Source organism: Mesonia ostreae (assembly GCF_031845265.1).
In the GTDB taxonomy this organism is placed as follows: Bacteria; Bacteroidota; Bacteroidia; order Flavobacteriales; family Flavobacteriaceae; genus Mesonia; species Mesonia ostreae.
The window spans coordinates 66,512-81,489 of record NZ_JAVRBG010000001.1; the positions used below are offsets into that span (position 1 = coordinate 66,512).

General features: G+C 34.0%; 17 protein-coding genes and 1 tRNA gene. 11 read left to right on the forward strand and 7 right to left on the reverse strand.

Annotation, left to right across the window (positions count from 1 at the left end; all coding sequences use genetic code 11):
* The first annotated feature begins 2 nt into the window (after positions 1 to 2).
* The 3 genes from RLT85_RS00360 to RLT85_RS00370 are packed head-to-tail and all read left to right on the forward strand — an operon-like array spanning position 3 to position 2,243.
* The gene (locus tag RLT85_RS00360) at positions 3 to 1,265 is read left to right on the forward strand and encodes a dihydroorotase (RefSeq protein WP_311400058.1); all 1,263 of its coding nucleotides are present in this window, start codon (positions 3 to 5) and stop codon (positions 1,263 to 1,265) included.
* The gene (locus RLT85_RS00365) at positions 1,249 to 1,593 is read left to right on the forward strand and encodes a DUF4870 domain-containing protein (protein ID WP_311400059.1); all 345 of its coding nucleotides are present in this window, start codon (positions 1,249 to 1,251) and stop codon (positions 1,591 to 1,593) included. Before RLT85_RS00360 ends, RLT85_RS00365 begins: the two co-directional genes overlap by 17 nt.
* On the forward strand, positions 1,590 to 2,243 hold the full coding sequence (locus RLT85_RS00370; RefSeq protein WP_311400060.1) for an alpha/beta hydrolase: 654 nt from the start codon (positions 1,590 to 1,592) through the stop codon (positions 2,241 to 2,243). The genes RLT85_RS00365 and RLT85_RS00370 overlap by 4 nt, the downstream gene beginning before the upstream one ends.
* On the opposite strand, the gene RLT85_RS00375 is transcribed toward RLT85_RS00370, so the two are convergent.
* Complete coding sequence (locus tag RLT85_RS00375; protein WP_311400061.1) at positions 2,240 to 2,734, reverse strand: hydrolase; 495 nt, start codon at positions 2,732 to 2,734, stop codon at positions 2,240 to 2,242. The genes RLT85_RS00370 and RLT85_RS00375 overlap by 4 nt on opposite strands.
* Positions 2,734 to 3,495 carry an MBL fold metallo-hydrolase gene (locus RLT85_RS00380; protein ID WP_311400062.1) on the reverse strand — a complete coding sequence of 254 codons (762 nt, stop codon included), beginning with the start codon at positions 3,493 to 3,495 and terminating at the stop codon, positions 2,734 to 2,736. Before RLT85_RS00380 ends, RLT85_RS00375 begins: the two co-directional genes overlap by 1 nt.
* A 96-nt stretch (positions 3,496 to 3,591) precedes the next feature.
* Here RLT85_RS00380 and RLT85_RS00385 point away from each other — a divergent pair, with 96 nt between their 5' ends.
* A complete protein-coding gene (locus tag RLT85_RS00385; protein WP_311400063.1) occupies positions 3,592 to 5,046 on the forward strand; it encodes a TonB-dependent receptor in 1,455 nt (484 codons plus the stop codon).
* Between the two features lie 85 nt (positions 5,047 to 5,131).
* Here RLT85_RS00385 and murA read toward each other — a convergent pair whose 3' ends face one another.
* The 3 genes from murA to RLT85_RS00400 form a co-directional block, all read right to left on the reverse strand.
* Positions 5,132 to 6,442 carry a UDP-N-acetylglucosamine 1-carboxyvinyltransferase gene (murA, locus tag RLT85_RS00390; RefSeq protein ID WP_311400064.1) on the reverse strand — a complete coding sequence of 437 codons (1,311 nt, stop codon included), beginning with the start codon at positions 6,440 to 6,442 and terminating at the stop codon, positions 5,132 to 5,134.
* A 14-nt stretch (positions 6,443 to 6,456) separates the two neighbouring features.
* On the reverse strand, positions 6,457 to 7,116 hold the full coding sequence (locus RLT85_RS00395; protein ID WP_311400065.1) for a DUF4290 domain-containing protein: 660 nt from the start codon (positions 7,114 to 7,116) through the stop codon (positions 6,457 to 6,459).
* 135 nt (positions 7,117 to 7,251) lie between these two features.
* Positions 7,252 to 7,545 carry a DUF493 family protein gene (locus RLT85_RS00400; protein ID WP_311400066.1) on the reverse strand — a complete coding sequence of 98 codons (294 nt, stop codon included), beginning with the start codon at positions 7,543 to 7,545 and terminating at the stop codon, positions 7,252 to 7,254.
* A gap of 67 nt (positions 7,546 to 7,612) precedes the next feature.
* Between RLT85_RS00400 and RLT85_RS00405 the strand changes: the two genes are divergently transcribed.
* From RLT85_RS00405 to RLT85_RS00425, 5 genes are all read left to right on the forward strand, one after another.
* On the forward strand, positions 7,613 to 8,158 hold the full coding sequence (locus RLT85_RS00405; protein WP_311400067.1) for an AAA family ATPase: 546 nt from the start codon (positions 7,613 to 7,615) through the stop codon (positions 8,156 to 8,158).
* A gap of 3 nt (positions 8,159 to 8,161) precedes the next feature.
* Complete coding sequence (locus RLT85_RS00410; protein ID WP_311400068.1) at positions 8,162 to 10,063, forward strand: RecQ family ATP-dependent DNA helicase; 1,902 nt, start codon at positions 8,162 to 8,164, stop codon at positions 10,061 to 10,063.
* The gene (gene fmt / locus RLT85_RS00415; RefSeq protein WP_311400069.1) at positions 10,060 to 11,007 is read left to right on the forward strand and encodes a methionyl-tRNA formyltransferase; all 948 of its coding nucleotides are present in this window, start codon (positions 10,060 to 10,062) and stop codon (positions 11,005 to 11,007) included. The genes RLT85_RS00410 and fmt overlap by 4 nt, the downstream gene beginning before the upstream one ends.
* 186 nt (positions 11,008 to 11,193) lie before the next feature.
* Positions 11,194 to 11,466, forward strand: a complete 273-nt coding sequence (locus tag RLT85_RS00420) for an HU family DNA-binding protein (protein ID WP_311400070.1) — start codon at positions 11,194 to 11,196, stop codon at positions 11,464 to 11,466.
* A 108-nt stretch (positions 11,467 to 11,574) separates the two neighbouring features.
* On the forward strand, positions 11,575 to 12,135 hold the full coding sequence (locus RLT85_RS00425) for a YqgE/AlgH family protein (RefSeq protein ID WP_311400071.1): 561 nt from the start codon (positions 11,575 to 11,577) through the stop codon (positions 12,133 to 12,135).
* Here the strand turns inward: RLT85_RS00425 and RLT85_RS00430 are convergent.
* Both RLT85_RS00430 and RLT85_RS00435 read right to left on the reverse strand, forming a co-directional pair.
* A complete protein-coding gene (locus RLT85_RS00430) occupies positions 12,132 to 12,977 on the reverse strand; it encodes an aminotransferase class IV (protein ID WP_311400072.1) in 846 nt (281 codons plus the stop codon). The genes RLT85_RS00425 and RLT85_RS00430 overlap by 4 nt on opposite strands.
* A gap of 58 nt (positions 12,978 to 13,035) precedes the next feature.
* Entirely contained in the window at positions 13,036 to 13,434 is a 399-nt protein-coding gene (locus RLT85_RS00435) for an START-like domain-containing protein (RefSeq protein ID WP_311400073.1), read from the reverse strand.
* Between the two features lie 126 nt (positions 13,435 to 13,560).
* Between RLT85_RS00435 and RLT85_RS00440 the strand changes: the two genes are divergently transcribed.
* Together RLT85_RS00440 and RLT85_RS00445 are read left to right on the forward strand one after the other, a co-directional pair.
* A tRNA-Met gene (locus tag RLT85_RS00440) sits at positions 13,561 to 13,634 on the forward strand.
* A 22-nt stretch (positions 13,635 to 13,656) separates the two neighbouring features.
* Positions 13,657 to 14,403 (forward strand): hypothetical protein, encoded by a 747-nt coding sequence (locus RLT85_RS00445; RefSeq protein ID WP_311400074.1) that lies wholly within the window; start codon positions 13,657 to 13,659, stop codon positions 14,401 to 14,403.
* Positions 14,404 to 14,978: the final 575 nt, after the last annotated feature.

A 14,978-nucleotide genomic window follows, 5' to 3' on the forward strand; every position in this document is an offset into this window, starting at 1 on the left:
CTATGAAACTACTTATTAAGTCGGTCAAAGTGATTCAGTCTTCCAGCGAATTTCATCAGCAAAAAGTAGATATACTCGTAAAAGATGGAGTGATTTCTTCCATTAAATCTAAGATTGACGAAGTTGCAGATGAAACCTTAGAAATAGAGAATTTACATCTTTCTGAAGGTTGGTTTGATAGCAGTGTTTCTTTTGGAGAACCTGGTTACGAAGAAAGAGAAACTTTAGAAAACGGTTTATTAACTGCTGCGAAAAGCGGATTTACACAAATAGGTTTAAACTCCAACATCAACCCGATTGCAGATCATGCTTCTGCCCTTAATTTTTTACAAAAAGAAAATGAAAAGCAAGCAGTGCGCGTATATCCCATCGCTGCGTTAACCAAACATAGTGAAGGTAAAGATTTAGCCGAAGTGTATGATATGCATACCGCAGGAGCGGTTTCTTTTTACGATTATAAAAAGCCAGTTTCTAATCCCAACTTGTTGAAAATAGCTTTACAATATGTACAAAATTTTGACCGACTCGTACAATCTTTTCCTTTAGATGAATCCATTGCGCATAAAGGTTACGTACACGAAAATAAGCAAAGCACCATTCTTGGCTTAAAAGGAATTCCTTCTTTTGCCGAAGAATTGCAAATTAGCAGAGATCTCCACATTTTGGAATATACAGGCGGGAAATTACATATTCCTACCATTTCTACCAAAAAAGCCGTAGAGCTTATTCGTGAAGCCAAGAAAAAAGGTTTGGATGTAAGCTGTAGTGTTGCTATACATCAACTTGTTTTTAACAACGATAAGCTAGACACGTTTAATAGTCATTTTAAAGTGATGCCGCCGCTAAGGTCTAAAGAAGATCAAGAAGCCTTAGTAAAAGGTGTGAACGACGGCACAATAGATCTGGTGACTACAGATCATATGCCGATGGATATTGAGCATAAAAAAGTAGAATTTGAAAACGCCCTCTTTGGCACGATTGGGTTAGAATCGGCTTTTGGAGCGCTTAATGCTTTGCTAGGTTTAGAAAAAGCGATTGATTTACTTACTCGCGGAAAAAAACGTTTTCATATTCCTTCTTCTCTTATAAAAGAAGGAGAAGTCGCCAATTTTAGCTTTTTTAATCCAAAAGGCAATTATATATTTGCGCCACAACATATACTTTCCTCTTCAAAAAACGCCATGTTTTTAGATCATTCCTTAACTGGAAAAGCGCTGGGAATTTATGCACAAAAAAATCTTGTTATTCATGAATCAGACTCTTAATTCTTCTGAAGTAGAAAGTGGCAAAACTACCGCCATTATAAGTTACCTTACTTTTGTGGGTTGCATTATCGCCATTTTTATGAATATAGAACCCAAAAACAAATTTGCTTCTTTTCATATTAGGCAAGCCATAGGTATACATTTGCTTCAAATCCTTGTTTTTACAACGATGAGCGGTTTTGACAGCTTTTTAATCTCTTTTCCTTTATGGATTTTCTTCTTTGTTTTATGGTTTTATGCTTTTTTGGGTGTGGTGCAAGGAAAGAGATATTTAGTTCCTATATTGGGCGAACACTTTCAAAATTGGTTTAATAAAATAGCTCCATGATTACAAAAAATTTATCTTTAGAACACGTTTTAAAACCTTCTAAATTAGAAGGAAAAGCACCCTTAATTCTTATGCTTCACGGCTACGGAAGTGATGAAAACGACTTGTTTTCTTTTGCACCAGAATTATCTGATGACTATTTAATCGTTTCCGCGAAAGCGCCATATCAAATGATGCCTTACGGAAATGCTTGGTATGACATTAATTTTGATGCGGATGGGGATAAATTTACTAACGATGAACAAGCCATTGCATCTCGAGATTTGATTGCAACATTTATAGATGAGATTGTAGAACACTACCATGCAGATGCGCAAAATGTAACTCTACTAGGCTTTAGTCAAGGTGCCATTTTAAGTTATGCGGTTGCACTTTCCTATCCTCAAAAAGTACAGAATGTCATCGCTTTAAGCGGATATATTCACGCTTCCATTTACAAGGCAGGATATGAGAAGAATGACTTTTCTAACTTAAGTATTTATGCTTCTCACGGAAATGTAGATCAAGTAATTCCCGTAGAATGGGCTAGAAAGAACAAGCCATTCTTAGATGAATTAGGAATCGAAAATAAATATTCTGAATTTCCAGTAGGTCACGGCGTGAATCCTCAGAATTTTAAAGAATTTAAAGACTGGTTAGCCCAACATTAGTTGGCATAGATAAAGGAATCAGCTACTTCAATATCAATAGATTTATCTTCATTGATAAAGTATTTGAACATGAGCTCTCCCCAGTATTTTCCATCGGTAAATTCCGCAATTCCCCATTTGTGGTTCAATAATTTTATCGCATTAATGGCCATATTTCCTTGCATTCCTTGATAAGGAACTAAAGGATTGTCTTTATCGATGCTATTTTTATCTAAAATTTGCGCCTGAAGTAAACCGTTGAATTCGTTTACTTCAAAGCCTCTATCTTCAATATACATTTTTGCTTTATCACTATCCAGCAACGAAAATCTACCAGTTGCATCTACTAGATTTATTAAAGAATCTTTTTCTCGCTTAAGTTCTTCTTTATCTTCAGAAAGCTTACCTATTTTTTCTTCTTGCATCTCTAAACCCTTTTTAGAATTACTGAATTGAAAAACAATATACAATAAGGCAAATACAAACAAGTACATAAAAATTTTACCGCTCATTACATTTCAATTTTTAAATTATCATACGCCAAAAATACATTTTCTGGCAACTCTGCTTCCACTTCATCATGAAAACCTAATAGATGACTAATATGGGTTAAATACGCTTTTTCTGGCTTTAGCTCTTCAATCATAGCCAATGCTTCCTCCAAATTAAGATGAGAATGGTGTGGCTTTCTTCGCAAGGCATTAATCACTAATACGTTTAACCCTTTAAGCTTTTCTTTCTCTTCGTGTTTAATCGTTTTTGCATCGGTTACGTAAGCAAAATCATTCAGTCTAAACCCAAAAACCTGTAATTGATTGTGCAACACGTTTACAGGGATTACCTCCTCATTTTTTAACTGAAAAGCTTCCCCAGTAAGCTCAATTACATTTACTTCCGGGGCACCGGGATATTTATTTTTTTCTTGAAAAACGTAATCAAACCTTTTCTTTAGCGCTTGCACCACTCTAGAATGGGCAAAAATATCTATTTTTCCTTGACGGAAGTAAAAAGGCCGTACATCATCTAACCCAATAATATGATCATTATGTTCGTGTGTAAAAAGAATACCATCAATATGAGAAACGTGATGGGTAAGCATTTGCTGTCTAAAATCTGGGCCGCAATCTATCACATAGCGATAATCTTCCCATTCTATCATCACTGAAACGCGTAAACGCTTGTCTTTAGGGTTCTCGCTTAAACATACGGGGTGCTGGCTTCCAATAACGGGAATGCCTTGTGAAGTTCCAGTACCTAAAAAAGTAATTTGCACGCATTTATTTTGTCACAAAAGTAGTTATATTTTTTTGTTTAAATGTCAAATCACTACCTTTGATAACGTAATCTTTTATAAAATTTTTAGACAACCATGCCAATTACGATAATGGGTGACAAGGAATTCGAGAGTATTCCTACCATCAACACCAAGGCACTTCGCATTAATCTGAACGAAAATATTTACGGAACATTTTCTGAAATTGGTGCGGGTCAAGAAACCGTTCGGAATTTTTTTAGAGCAGGAGGGGCATCGGGAACCATCGCCAAAACGATGAGTGCCTATGATAAAAATTTTAGCGACGCCATTTATGGCGTGGAAGATGATAAAAGATATGTAACTGAAGCGCGTCTAAAAAGAATGCTCTCTCACGAGATGAAGCTTATAGAAGAGCGTATTGATCGTAAAAAGCACCCCAATAAACTATTCTTTAGTTTTGCCAATACGGTTGCTACCATAGATTTTGCAAAGAAATACAAAGGCCACGGATGGGTAGGAATTAGATATCAAGTAACGCCAGAGGAAGATTACAACGAAATTATTTTGCACGTTAGATTTCATGAAAATGATGCTCGTTTACAACAAAATACTTTAGGTACTCTTGGCGTGAACCTCATTCACGGAGCTTATTACAAATATGATTCTCCCAAAAAACTACTCAGGTATCTTTATGACCATATTGATAATGAGCAAATAGAAATAGACACCATTAACTTTTCTGGACCTCGTTTTAAAGAAGTCGACAACCGATTGATGAGTTTGCAATTGGTTAAAAATGGAATGACCGAAGCGGTAATGTTTGCACCCGATGGAAATAATGTTCTTCCCGCAAAAGTGCTTTATAAGAAAAATGTACTTGCGCTAAGAGGTAGCTTTAGACCAGTTACCAAAGTAAATATGGATATCTATAAAAACTCGATGGAACTTTTTTTAACAGAAAAGCGCGTTAAAGAAGAAAATACCATGTGTATTTTTGAAATCACACTTTCCAACCTAAGGTCTGAAGGCGAAATCGACGAAAAAGACTTTATGGATAGAGCTAAATTACTTTGCTCTTTGGGACATACAGTGATGATTTCTAACTTTCAAGAGTATTATAAATTGGTAGAATATTTTTCTAGATATACCAAACAACGTATGGGATTAGCCATGGGCGTTAGCAACCTAATCGATATTTTTGATGAAAGATATTATCGTCATTTGAGTGGAGGGATTTTGGAAGCCTTTGGGAAACTTTTCTTTAAAGATCTAAAAGTATATTTGTATCCTTGGAGAGATGACAAAACCGATAAAATCATTGATAGTGATAATTTGAAAGTGCACCCAAGAATGAAAGAACTCTATAAGTTCTTTAAATACAATGGCAAGGTAGTAGACATTAAAGATTACGATCCTTCAGTAATGGATATTCACTCCAGAAAAGCCTTGCAAATGATCGCTAATGATACAAAAGGTTGGGAAGAAATGTTACCAGAGAATACAGCAAACTTAGTGCGAGAACAACATTTGTTTGGGTTTAAACCTAAAGAAAAAAAACAAGAGGCTTAAAAACATTTTGTTGATAGAGCTCCATTTATAAATTAAAAAACACCTTATAAGGTGTTTTTTTGTTTCATTTATTCTCCCGTAAAGATTAAATTCTCGTGATTTTAGCGCCTATAGCTCTTAATCTTCCATCTATATCTTCGTATCCACGGTCTATTTGCTCAATGTTATGAATGGTAGAAGTTCCTTTTGCAGAAAGTGCTGCAATTAATAAGGATATTCCTGCTCTAATATCTGGGCTTGTCATAGTGGTGGCTTTTAAATTTGACTTAAAATCGTGTCCAATAATAGTCGCTCTATGTGGATCACATAAAATAATTTTCGCACCCATATCAATTAGTTTATCGACAAAGAAAAGTCGGCTTTCAAACATCTTTTGATGAATAAGCACGCTTCCTCTTGCTTGAGTAGCGACCACCAACATAATACTCAGTAAATCTGGCGTAAAACCAGGCCAAGGAGCATCACTTATATTCATAATAGAACCATCGATAAAGCTTTTTACTTCGTATCCATTTTTATGAGCAGGAATGTATAAATCGTCTCCATTCTTTTCCACCGTAATTCCTAGTTTTCTAAACGTGGTAGGAATTAAGCCCAAGTTATCCCAACTCACATTTTTAATGGTGAGTTCACTTTTGGTCATAGCCGCCAAGCCTATCCAAGAACCAATTTCAATCATATCGGGTAGAACTCTATGCGTGCATCCTGTTAGCTTATCTACACCCTCAATCTTTAAAAGATTAGAGCCTATTCCTTGAATATTAGCTCCCATAGAAACCAACATTTTACAAAGTTGTTGCAAGTAAGGCTCACACGCTGCGTTATAAATGGTAGTTTCTCCTTTCGCTAAAACAGCAGCCATCACGATGTTTGCGGTTCCTGTAACCGAGGCTTCCTCTAAAAGCATATAGGCTCCTTTTAAGCCTTTAGGCGCTTCTACGCCATAAAAACGTTCTTCTTTATTATATCTAAAGGTAGCGCCCAATTTTATAAAACCTTCAAAGTGCGTGTCTAACCTTCTTCGTCCAATTTTATCTCCACCAGGCCTTGGAATGTAACCTTTACCGTACTTGGCAAGCAAAGGTCCCACGATCATAATAGAACCTCTTAAGCTGCTGCCTTCTTCTTTAAATAGCTCGCTTTCTAGATATTCTAAATGAAGTTTATCGCTAACAAAAGAGTATTTTCCTTTCCCTAATTTTTGAATTTTCACCCCCAAATTACCCAAAATGCCAATGAGTTTGTTTACATCCCTAATGTCTGGAATGTTTTCAATAATTACTTGGTCATCGGTTAATAAAACAGCACAAAGTATTTGTAAAGCTTCATTTTTTGCTCCTTGAGGAACTATTTCTCCTTTTAAAGAATGTCCTCCTTCAATTTGAAAAGTAGCCATAAATAATCAGATTGTTAGTAACGTTTGCGAGTGCTACGGTTACGGTGATTTTTTTTGTTGGTAGATTTTGAAGATGTAGTTTTATTGTAACGCTTACTATTACTTCCTTTTATAAGACTGGAAGCTTCCGTAAGATCTTCTTCTTTTTTCTTTAAATTAATTTTACCATCGCTCAATTCATATAAATGCTCAAAAATAGCCTTATCGTCTACCGTATCGCGGTTCCAATTAAGGTAACATTTCTTCATATGATTCGCGATGTTGTAGATAAGCGCATCTTTTAAATCGCCATCTTCCCATTCTAACGCAGCATCAATCATACGCTTGATATTGTTTCCGTAGAAACGATATTTTGGGAAATTTTGAGGATATTCCAAAGGCGAAGGATGTTCCTGTAGCTGCTCTCTTGAAGGTTTGGGATAAGGAGAATCTACGTCTAGTTTAAAATCGCTAATGATAAAAAGTTGATCCCATAATTTATGCTGAAAATCTGGTACATCACGCAAATGCGGATTTAGATTTCCCATAACGGCAATGATAGATTTTGCTACCTTATTCCTCTCTTTATCATCTTCTAAACTAATGGCGTGTTCTACCATTTTCTGAATATGTCTACCATATTCTGGAATAAAAAGTTTACTCCTCTCTGAGTTGTATTCTAAATCGTATATCAAAATTGAAAATTATATAGGTATAAATAGTATTGAAGCTGAAGTCTTTAGCTTATAAGGCTTGCAAAATAATAAATAATTAGCTACCAACTCTAATTAAATTAGAAAAAATCATTCTAATATAGTTAAATATAGGAATTATAGAGATATTACCCCCTCTACTTTCTCTCCTACTTCAATATATTTTTCTATCACCATTTCTGGACTTTCTATTTTAACACTTACAGAAACACTGGTATAGGTTCCTTTAGAAGATTCTTTGGTAGTAATTACAGCTCCCATATTGTCAAAGATATTTTCTACCTCGGCTATTTTTTCATTTTTAGAAGGAACAATAAATTTATATAAATATTCACTTGGCCATTCTGCTGTTTCTGCTAGTTTCACCTTTAAATTCTTATAAAAGTCATCTCTTTCTTTATTTGCACTCATAAATTTAATATCTTTTAAATACAAAGATACTTCATTCCTTTTTTTAAATTGCCAAAAAAAAATTATCATGGCTAAGGCTCAAAAGATATTGCTCATAGGCGGTCCAGGTACTGGAAAATCTACCATCATAAACCGCTTAGAACAAATGGGTTATCACTGTCTCTCCGAGATTTCTAGAGAGATTATTCTTACCGCTCAAAAAGAAGGAACAGAGCAGCTTTTTCTAACCCAACCTTTGCGTTTTAGTGAATTGCTTCTAGAAGGTAGAATAAAACAGCATCAAAAAGCAGATCAATTAGCAGCTAATTATGTTTTTATAGATCGAGGAATTCCCGATATTACGGCTTATTTGGACCTGGCAAGAGACAAATATCCTGTTTTATTTGATGATGCGAATGTAGAATACAAATACGATCAGGTTTTTATATTACCTATATGGGAAGCCATTTACATTTCAGACAACGAACGTTATGAAGATTTAGAAGAGGCAAAAAAAATTCAGCAGCAACTTATAAAGACGTATACCCAATTGGGCTACGACTTAATTGAAGTTCCTAAAAGTTCTGTAGAACAACGTGTAGAATTTATTCTAACAAACACTCAAACCAACTAAACTATGACTACCCCAGAAGAAATATTACGTAAATACTGGGGTTTCTCAACTTTTAAACCTGCGCAAAAAGAGATCATTACTCATCTTATAAAAGGCAATAACGCCTTGGCGCTTCTCCCAACGGGAGGTGGAAAGTCTATTTGCTTTCAGGTTCCTGCGCTGATGCAAAATGGAATATGCATCGTGGTTTCACCGCTTATTGCGCTTATGCAAGACCAAGTGCAAAACCTTAACGCCAAAGGAATTAAATCTTTAATGCTGAAAGGCGGAATCTCACTTGGGGAATTAGACACAACCTTAGACAATTGTATTTACGGAAATTACAAATTTCTCTATCTTTCACCAGAGCGTTTACAGCAAGATTTGGTGCAAGAGAGGATTTCTAAAATGAATGTGAACCTTATTGCTATAGATGAGGCGCATTGTATTTCTGAATGGGGTCACGACTTTAGACCTGCCTATAGAAAGACCAACATTCTACAAGAACTTCATCCTAAAATTCCTGTCATTGCTTTAACTGCTACCGCTACTAAACGCGTACAAAGTGATATTTTAGAAACTTTAGATATTGATGTTTCCAATGTGTTTAAATATAGCTTTAAGCGGAATAATATTCAGTTTTTAATTCAGAAAGAAGAAGATAAAACGCATCATCTTATTGGTTTTCTAAAAAAACATCCAGGATCGAGCATCATCTACGTAAGAAATAGAAAAGCAACCTTAGAATTAAAAGAGGTTTTGCTACAACATAAAATTTCTGCGGATGCATATCACGGCGGATTAGAAACTTCTAAGAAAGATAAATTATTAGTAGGTTGGCTCAAAGAAAGCTTTAAAGTTATGGTTGCTACAACTGCCTTCGGAATGGGAATCGACAAAGATAATGTTCAAAATGTGATTCATTATCATCTGCCAGAAAGTTTAGAGAGTTTCTTTCAGGAAGCAGGAAGAGCTGGTAGAAATGGAGAACAGGCAACTTCCCTCCTGCTCTATAACGATCACGACTTTTTATTGCTCAACAATCAATTTTTAAAAAATATTGCTACCGTAAAAAGCGTTAAACTAATCTATAAAAAGCTGAACGCTTATTTTTCTATTGCGTACGGCGAAGGCCAACAAACCGAACACAACTTTAATTTTAGTGATTTCTGTAGACATTATAAGCTTCCGTTTGCGCTTACGTATAATGGTTTAGAGTTATTAGATCGCGTGGGAGTCATCAAGCTTAGCAAAGAATTTTCACAAAAAACATCCTTACAGTTTTTAATCAGCAGTAAACAAGTTTTTTATTTTCTGGAAGGAAATCCGTCTTACGAACAACTTTTAAAAACTTTATTCCGATTAAAAGGTGGTTTTTTTGAGCATAAAACCAGTTTTTCCATCGAAAGACTCAGCGAGAGATCTGGTCTAGCTTCAGAATTGATTGAAAGCAAATTAGAGTATTTATCTAAAGAAAAAATTATTGATCTAAGCATTGCCAATCAAGATACGAGTTTAGTATTTTTAGTACCTAGAGAAGATGACATCACCATTAATCCTGTCTCTAAATATATAAAACAGCAATATAGTCTCAAAGAAGAAAAGATAAAGGCGGTTACTTTATTTGTTTCTTCCCAAGAATGCTGTAAAGTAAAAGAGCTTTTGGCCTATTTTGGAGAAGATGAAAAAGAAAATTGCGGCAAATGTTCGGTATGTTTAAACCGAAAGAAAACACATACGAGAAAAGTTTACAAGGATGTCTACCAACAAATCTTAATACTTTTAGAGCAGGAAGAAATGTCTTTAAAACAATTGGTTCCCATAATTGAAGCCAAAGAAGAAGACACTTTATACCTATTAAGAGCTATGCTCGATAAAAAATTAATTTCAATTAGCAGTAACAATATTATTCAGTTAAAAAAATGACAGCATTACGTATACTTTTTATGGGAACGCCCGAGTTTGCCGTAACGATTCTAGATAAAATAATTCAGCAAAATTATACGGTGGTTGGCGTAGTAACCGCTCCCGATAGGCCTGCAGGGAGAGGACAAAAGCTTAGAAAATCTGCTGTAAAAGTTTTTGCAGAAGAAAAAGGCATTGAAGTATTGCAACCCACCAACTTAAAGTCTGATGCTTTTCAGGAAGATTTAGAACGTTTACAGCCAAATTTAAATATTGTAGTTGCGTTTAGAATGCTTCCTAAGAAAGTGTGGAACTTCCCTAGGTTAGGAACCTTTAACTTACACGCTTCTTTACTGCCGCAATATAGAGGTGCAGCGCCTATCAACTGGGCAATTATTAATGGAGAAAAGATTACTGGAGTAACAACATTTTTTATAGACGATAAGATTGACACTGGTGCTGTCATTCTAAGTGAGGAAATAGAAATAGAGGCTACAGATAATGCAGGAAGCTTACACGACAAGTTAATGCACAAAGGTGCTAGTTTGGTCATTACAACTTTAGAACAAATAGAAACCGATAAAATTTCTCTTAGAGAGCAAAAAGAAGCCAGAGGTTTAAAAACCGCTTATAAATTGGTGAATGAGAATACAAAAATAGATTGGACCAAAACAACAATGGAAATTTACAATCACATACGAGGTTTGAGCCCATATCCTGTTGCTTGGACTCAGTTAGAAAATGCAGGTGAAGTCTTGCGTTGTAAAATTCAGGAAGCGAGTTATACGTTAAAGGAACACTTCTTGTCTTTTGGTACAGTTTTAATAGAAGAAAAAAACATTTTAGTTGCGACACGAGATGGATTTATTAAAATTGAAGAAATGCAATTGCCAGGAAAAAGAAAAATGATAGCAAAAGATCTTTTAAATGGTTATGCGTTTAAAGAAAATGCAAGGATGCTCTAAAGCCTTGATTATGCTAGCAAGAGAGAAATTATTTGAAAAACAAGTTAGTTTTATTAACAATTAGCTAAAGTTATTAACAATTAGCCGTATTTAGCTTGCTAATCCTTGTATGGCAACGAAAAGCGTATAAATTTGTAGAGAGTATTTGATAAATGTTTAACCAACAATTAGTTTAAAACGAAAATTATGAACAAAACAAATTTAATTGATTCCATGGCAGAAGATGCTGGAATTTCAAAAGCAGCTGCTAAAAAAGCATTAGAATCTTTCTTAGAAAACGTAGAAGGATCATTAAAAAAAGGAGATAGAGTATCACTTGTAGGATTCGGGTCTTGGTCGGTAACTAAAAGAGCTGCTCGTGAGGGAAGAAATCCTCAAACAGGAAAGACAATTAAAATTGCTGCAAAAAATGTAGTTAAATTTAAAGCAGGTTCAGATTTACAGAAGTCTGTTAACTAAGAGATCTTTAAAGAAAATATTAAAAAGACCCTAAAAAAGGGTCTTTTTTTATGAAAATTTTGCTGTTCTAAAATTTTTAATTTAGTTTTAATTAAATAAATATATAGTTTGACAGTATTAAAACCAAAAAAAGGCATTTTAATGGCCGCAGAACCTTCTATTACAGGTGATATTTCCTTTAATCGTTCTGTAATTCTTTTAGCAGACCATAAAGGAGAAGGCTCTATAGGTTTTATCCTAAACAAAGTTTTAGACTATAATCTTAGCGAGCTCATTCCCAGTGTAAACAAAGACTTTCGGGTGTATTACGGGGGTCCCGTAGAGCAAGACAACTTATATTTTATTCATAAAGTTCCCAGTTTAATTCCAGATAGTATAGAAATTGCAGAAGGTATTTATTGGGGAGGAAATTTTGAAGCTGTTAAAAAGCTCATTGAAAATAATTTAATTACCGATAAGGAAATTAAATTTTTTCTAGGGTACTCTGGTTGGGATATGAACCAACTCGAGGAAGAATTATCTGCCAAAGCTTGGATTCTCATCCATGAGTATACACAAGAAGAAATATTAGAGAAAAACTACCATAACTTCTGGAAAGATAAGTTAGAGGAGTTAGGCGGTGAATACCTTATCTGGTCTAACGCACCAGAAAATCCTAGTTATAACTAACCCAAACGCGCTTGCGTATTTAATTTTGCCCGTAGATTATTGGCTGTGGTGAAATCAAACGCCTTCTTTCTATATTTTGAAATCGACTTAATGCCCGTAATACTGTTGGTTACGAATAATTCATCTGCCTTTTGAAGTTCGAATGGAGAAATACTTTCTTCTTTTACATGAAAGTCATCCATCTTACCTATAATTTTTATCAAGTTTTTTCTTACAATTCCGTTGAGGCAACCATCTGATAAAGGCGGAGTTTTAATAGTATTCCCTTTCACCAAGAAAATATTTCCGTTAAGCGCTTCTAGTACCGACTTTTTTTGATTCAGCAATAAGCAATTGTCATAGCCGTTTTCTTCAGCAAAAATACTTCCCAACACATTTATAATCTTATTATTGGTTTTAAGTGTAGAAAGTAAACCGCTCGCCACATAATGATCTTTATAAAGTTCTACTTCGTAAGCAGATTCGTCGTTTATATAAAATGGAGAATCTAACTCAGAAGCAGCAATCATATAACCTATTTCGCGCTGCTGCGGAAGATATAGACCTCCAGAGAGACGATGAATATTAATTTTTACCCGTACCGATTGCTCTTCAAAACCATTTTCTTTTACACAAGAAAGTATTTCTTCTTCAAGAAACTCTGGAGAGAAAGACATAGGAATTTCCATACGCAAAATACGCATGGAAGCCATTAAGCGAAAATAGTGATCTTCCCAAAACATTACTTTGCCGTGAACTACTCTTAAAGTTTCAAAAAGAGAATCTCCATAGTGATATCCTCGGTTGTCTATAGATAAACCTGCATCCTCTTGCGCTATCATTTTTCCGTTGTAATTGATCATAAAAAAGCTCCAATTTTGTTAAAAATTGGAGCAAATATACTTTAAAAAATATGATTTTTTAAACCGAACCTAAGACTTGTTTTAAGTCTGAAACCATATTTTCCCATAACATTTTACCTTCTTTAATATCATCTTCGCTATCCTCTGCAAAGTCTGTAATCATCAAAGAAACATCTTTGGTAATTTCATCTACTTGTATGCGCATTTCAAAGAAGTAAGCATCCCCTTCTTCCTCATCTTCCAACCAGCGTAATTTGATACGCTCTCCGCTTTTCTTACTTACTAATTTAGCACTCTCTTCACTGCCTTCCCAGATAAAATTAAAAACTTCACCTCTTGAGTTAACATTGTCTGCAAACCATTCACTTAATCCGGAAGGGGTAGAAATATATTGGTATAATAATGACGGCGACACCTGTATTGGGAACTCCATCTCGTATTTCACTTTTGTACTCATAACATATAATTTGTTGAAAGGCAATATATATATTCTTTACTGAATAAAAAGCGAAATATTAATTTATTATTTTTTTAAAACTTATTTGCTCGAAAGCCAAATAATACTATATTTGCACCCGCAAACGGCGAGGTAGCTCAGTTGGTTAGAGCGTCGGATTCATAACCCGGAGGTCCCGAGTTCAAATCTCGGTCTCGCTACAAAAAAACCACTCTTTTTAGAGTGGTTTTTTTTATAAACTCAAATTTTGAATTAATGAAAAAAATAATACTCCTATTATTTACGTTTTCAATCTTATCTTGTTCTAAGGATGATAATCCTTACGATGTTAACAGTAATGGAAATATATATAAAATAATTGGCACAGGACAAAATCTTTATTTTGAATATGATACACTGGGAAGAGTATTAAATTCTTATTATAATAGAAAATTAAATTATCCCACCCAATACTTTTATTCTAACCGAAGGTTAGATTCTGTAGTCACTTCCTATTCTACCCATCCTGATTCTAAAATTACTCCTAATTACAATGAGGATGATTGCATATATTCAATATGGATAGATAATGATTTTATTGAAGTTTTTAATGAGTATGATAGCAATGAGAATTTAATTAAAGTAGAGCAATTAGATTGGGTTTATAAATATACATATAATGAAAACGGAAATAGAATTTCTTCTCATAGCTATTACTATAAAGACCCTAATTCTAATGAATTAACTTTATACGAGTACAGACTTTATGAATATGACAATAAGGTTAATCCTACTTATCAATTAACAAAGACCCACTATGACAAGATAGGATTTTATAACAAAAACAATGTAACCAAAATAATAAGCAAAACAGATACTTCATATTTTGATTACATCTATAACGACTATAATTTACCCGTAAAAAAGATAACTGTAGATAAAAATGGTAATGCTCTTGGTGAAACTAAATATTATTATGAATCACTTTAAGTCATTATTTTTATAAATTGTACAATAATATTAGAAAAAAAATGAAAAATTATTACTTCTATTTATTGTATTCTTAAGTACTTGGCAACATTAATCTAAACAAGTTCTAAAAACAAAGACAGAAACAGGTAATTATAATATCATAGAATTATTTGTTTTTAGAAATGGAGCTGATACTTGTATAACAGATGGTAGTAATGATTTTACTTCTATTGTAGGATACCTTAGGTGTTATCTATCTAGAAGATGAAAATGCTAATATAACAGCCTTATCTTACGAGAATACAAATAATTAATTCTTATCTCTTTACAATGAATATTTAAGAAATATTACCTATAATTTTAGTGGTATTTTTTCTAATAACACTTCTGATTTAATTAATATAGGACTCCAATTTATCAAGAAGAAACTGTAATAGATTTTAATATAATTATAAATGCCATTACAACCACAACTCACGGTAGAGCTAAAAATATAAATAATACCTCTACAAGTTTATTATATATTAGTGCACCCATACCCAAGTTAGACAATAATGGCAACCCCTTACTTGATAATTTATGGATTTCTGTAA

Bases quoted from the DNA above. Each gene is read 5' to 3' on its own strand.
- RLT85_RS00360 (WP_311400058.1), top strand. From the start codon at position 3: ATGAAACTACTTATTAAGTCGGTCAAAGTGATTCAGTCTTCCAGCGAA.
- RLT85_RS00370 (WP_311400060.1), top strand. From the start codon at position 1,590: ATGATTACAAAAAATTTATCTTTAGAACACGTTTTAAAACCTTCTAAA.
- murA (WP_311400064.1), bottom strand. From the start codon at position 6,442: ATGGCTACTTTTCAAATTGAAGGAGGACATTCTTTAAAAGGAGAAATA.
- RLT85_RS00365 (WP_311400059.1), top strand. From the start codon at position 1,249: ATGAATCAGACTCTTAATTCTTCTGAAGTAGAAAGTGGCAAAACTACC.
- fmt (WP_311400069.1), top strand. From the start codon at position 10,060: ATGACAGCATTACGTATACTTTTTATGGGAACGCCCGAGTTTGCCGTA.
- RLT85_RS00435 (WP_311400073.1), bottom strand. From the start codon at position 13,434: ATGAGTACAAAAGTGAAATACGAGATGGAGTTCCCAATACAGGTGTCG.
- RLT85_RS00420 (WP_311400070.1), top strand. From the start codon at position 11,194: ATGAACAAAACAAATTTAATTGATTCCATGGCAGAAGATGCTGGAATT.
- RLT85_RS00385 (WP_311400063.1), top strand. From the start codon at position 3,592: ATGCCAATTACGATAATGGGTGACAAGGAATTCGAGAGTATTCCTACC.
- RLT85_RS00375 (WP_311400061.1), bottom strand. From the start codon at position 2,734: ATGAGCGGTAAAATTTTTATGTACTTGTTTGTATTTGCCTTATTGTAT.
- RLT85_RS00400 (WP_311400066.1), bottom strand. From the start codon at position 7,545: ATGAGTGCAAATAAAGAAAGAGATGACTTTTATAAGAATTTAAAGGTG.
- RLT85_RS00430 (WP_311400072.1), bottom strand. From the start codon at position 12,977: ATGATCAATTACAACGGAAAAATGATAGCGCAAGAGGATGCAGGTTTA.
- RLT85_RS00410 (WP_311400068.1), top strand. From the start codon at position 8,162: ATGACTACCCCAGAAGAAATATTACGTAAATACTGGGGTTTCTCAACT.
- RLT85_RS00405 (WP_311400067.1), top strand. From the start codon at position 7,613: ATGGCTAAGGCTCAAAAGATATTGCTCATAGGCGGTCCAGGTACTGGA.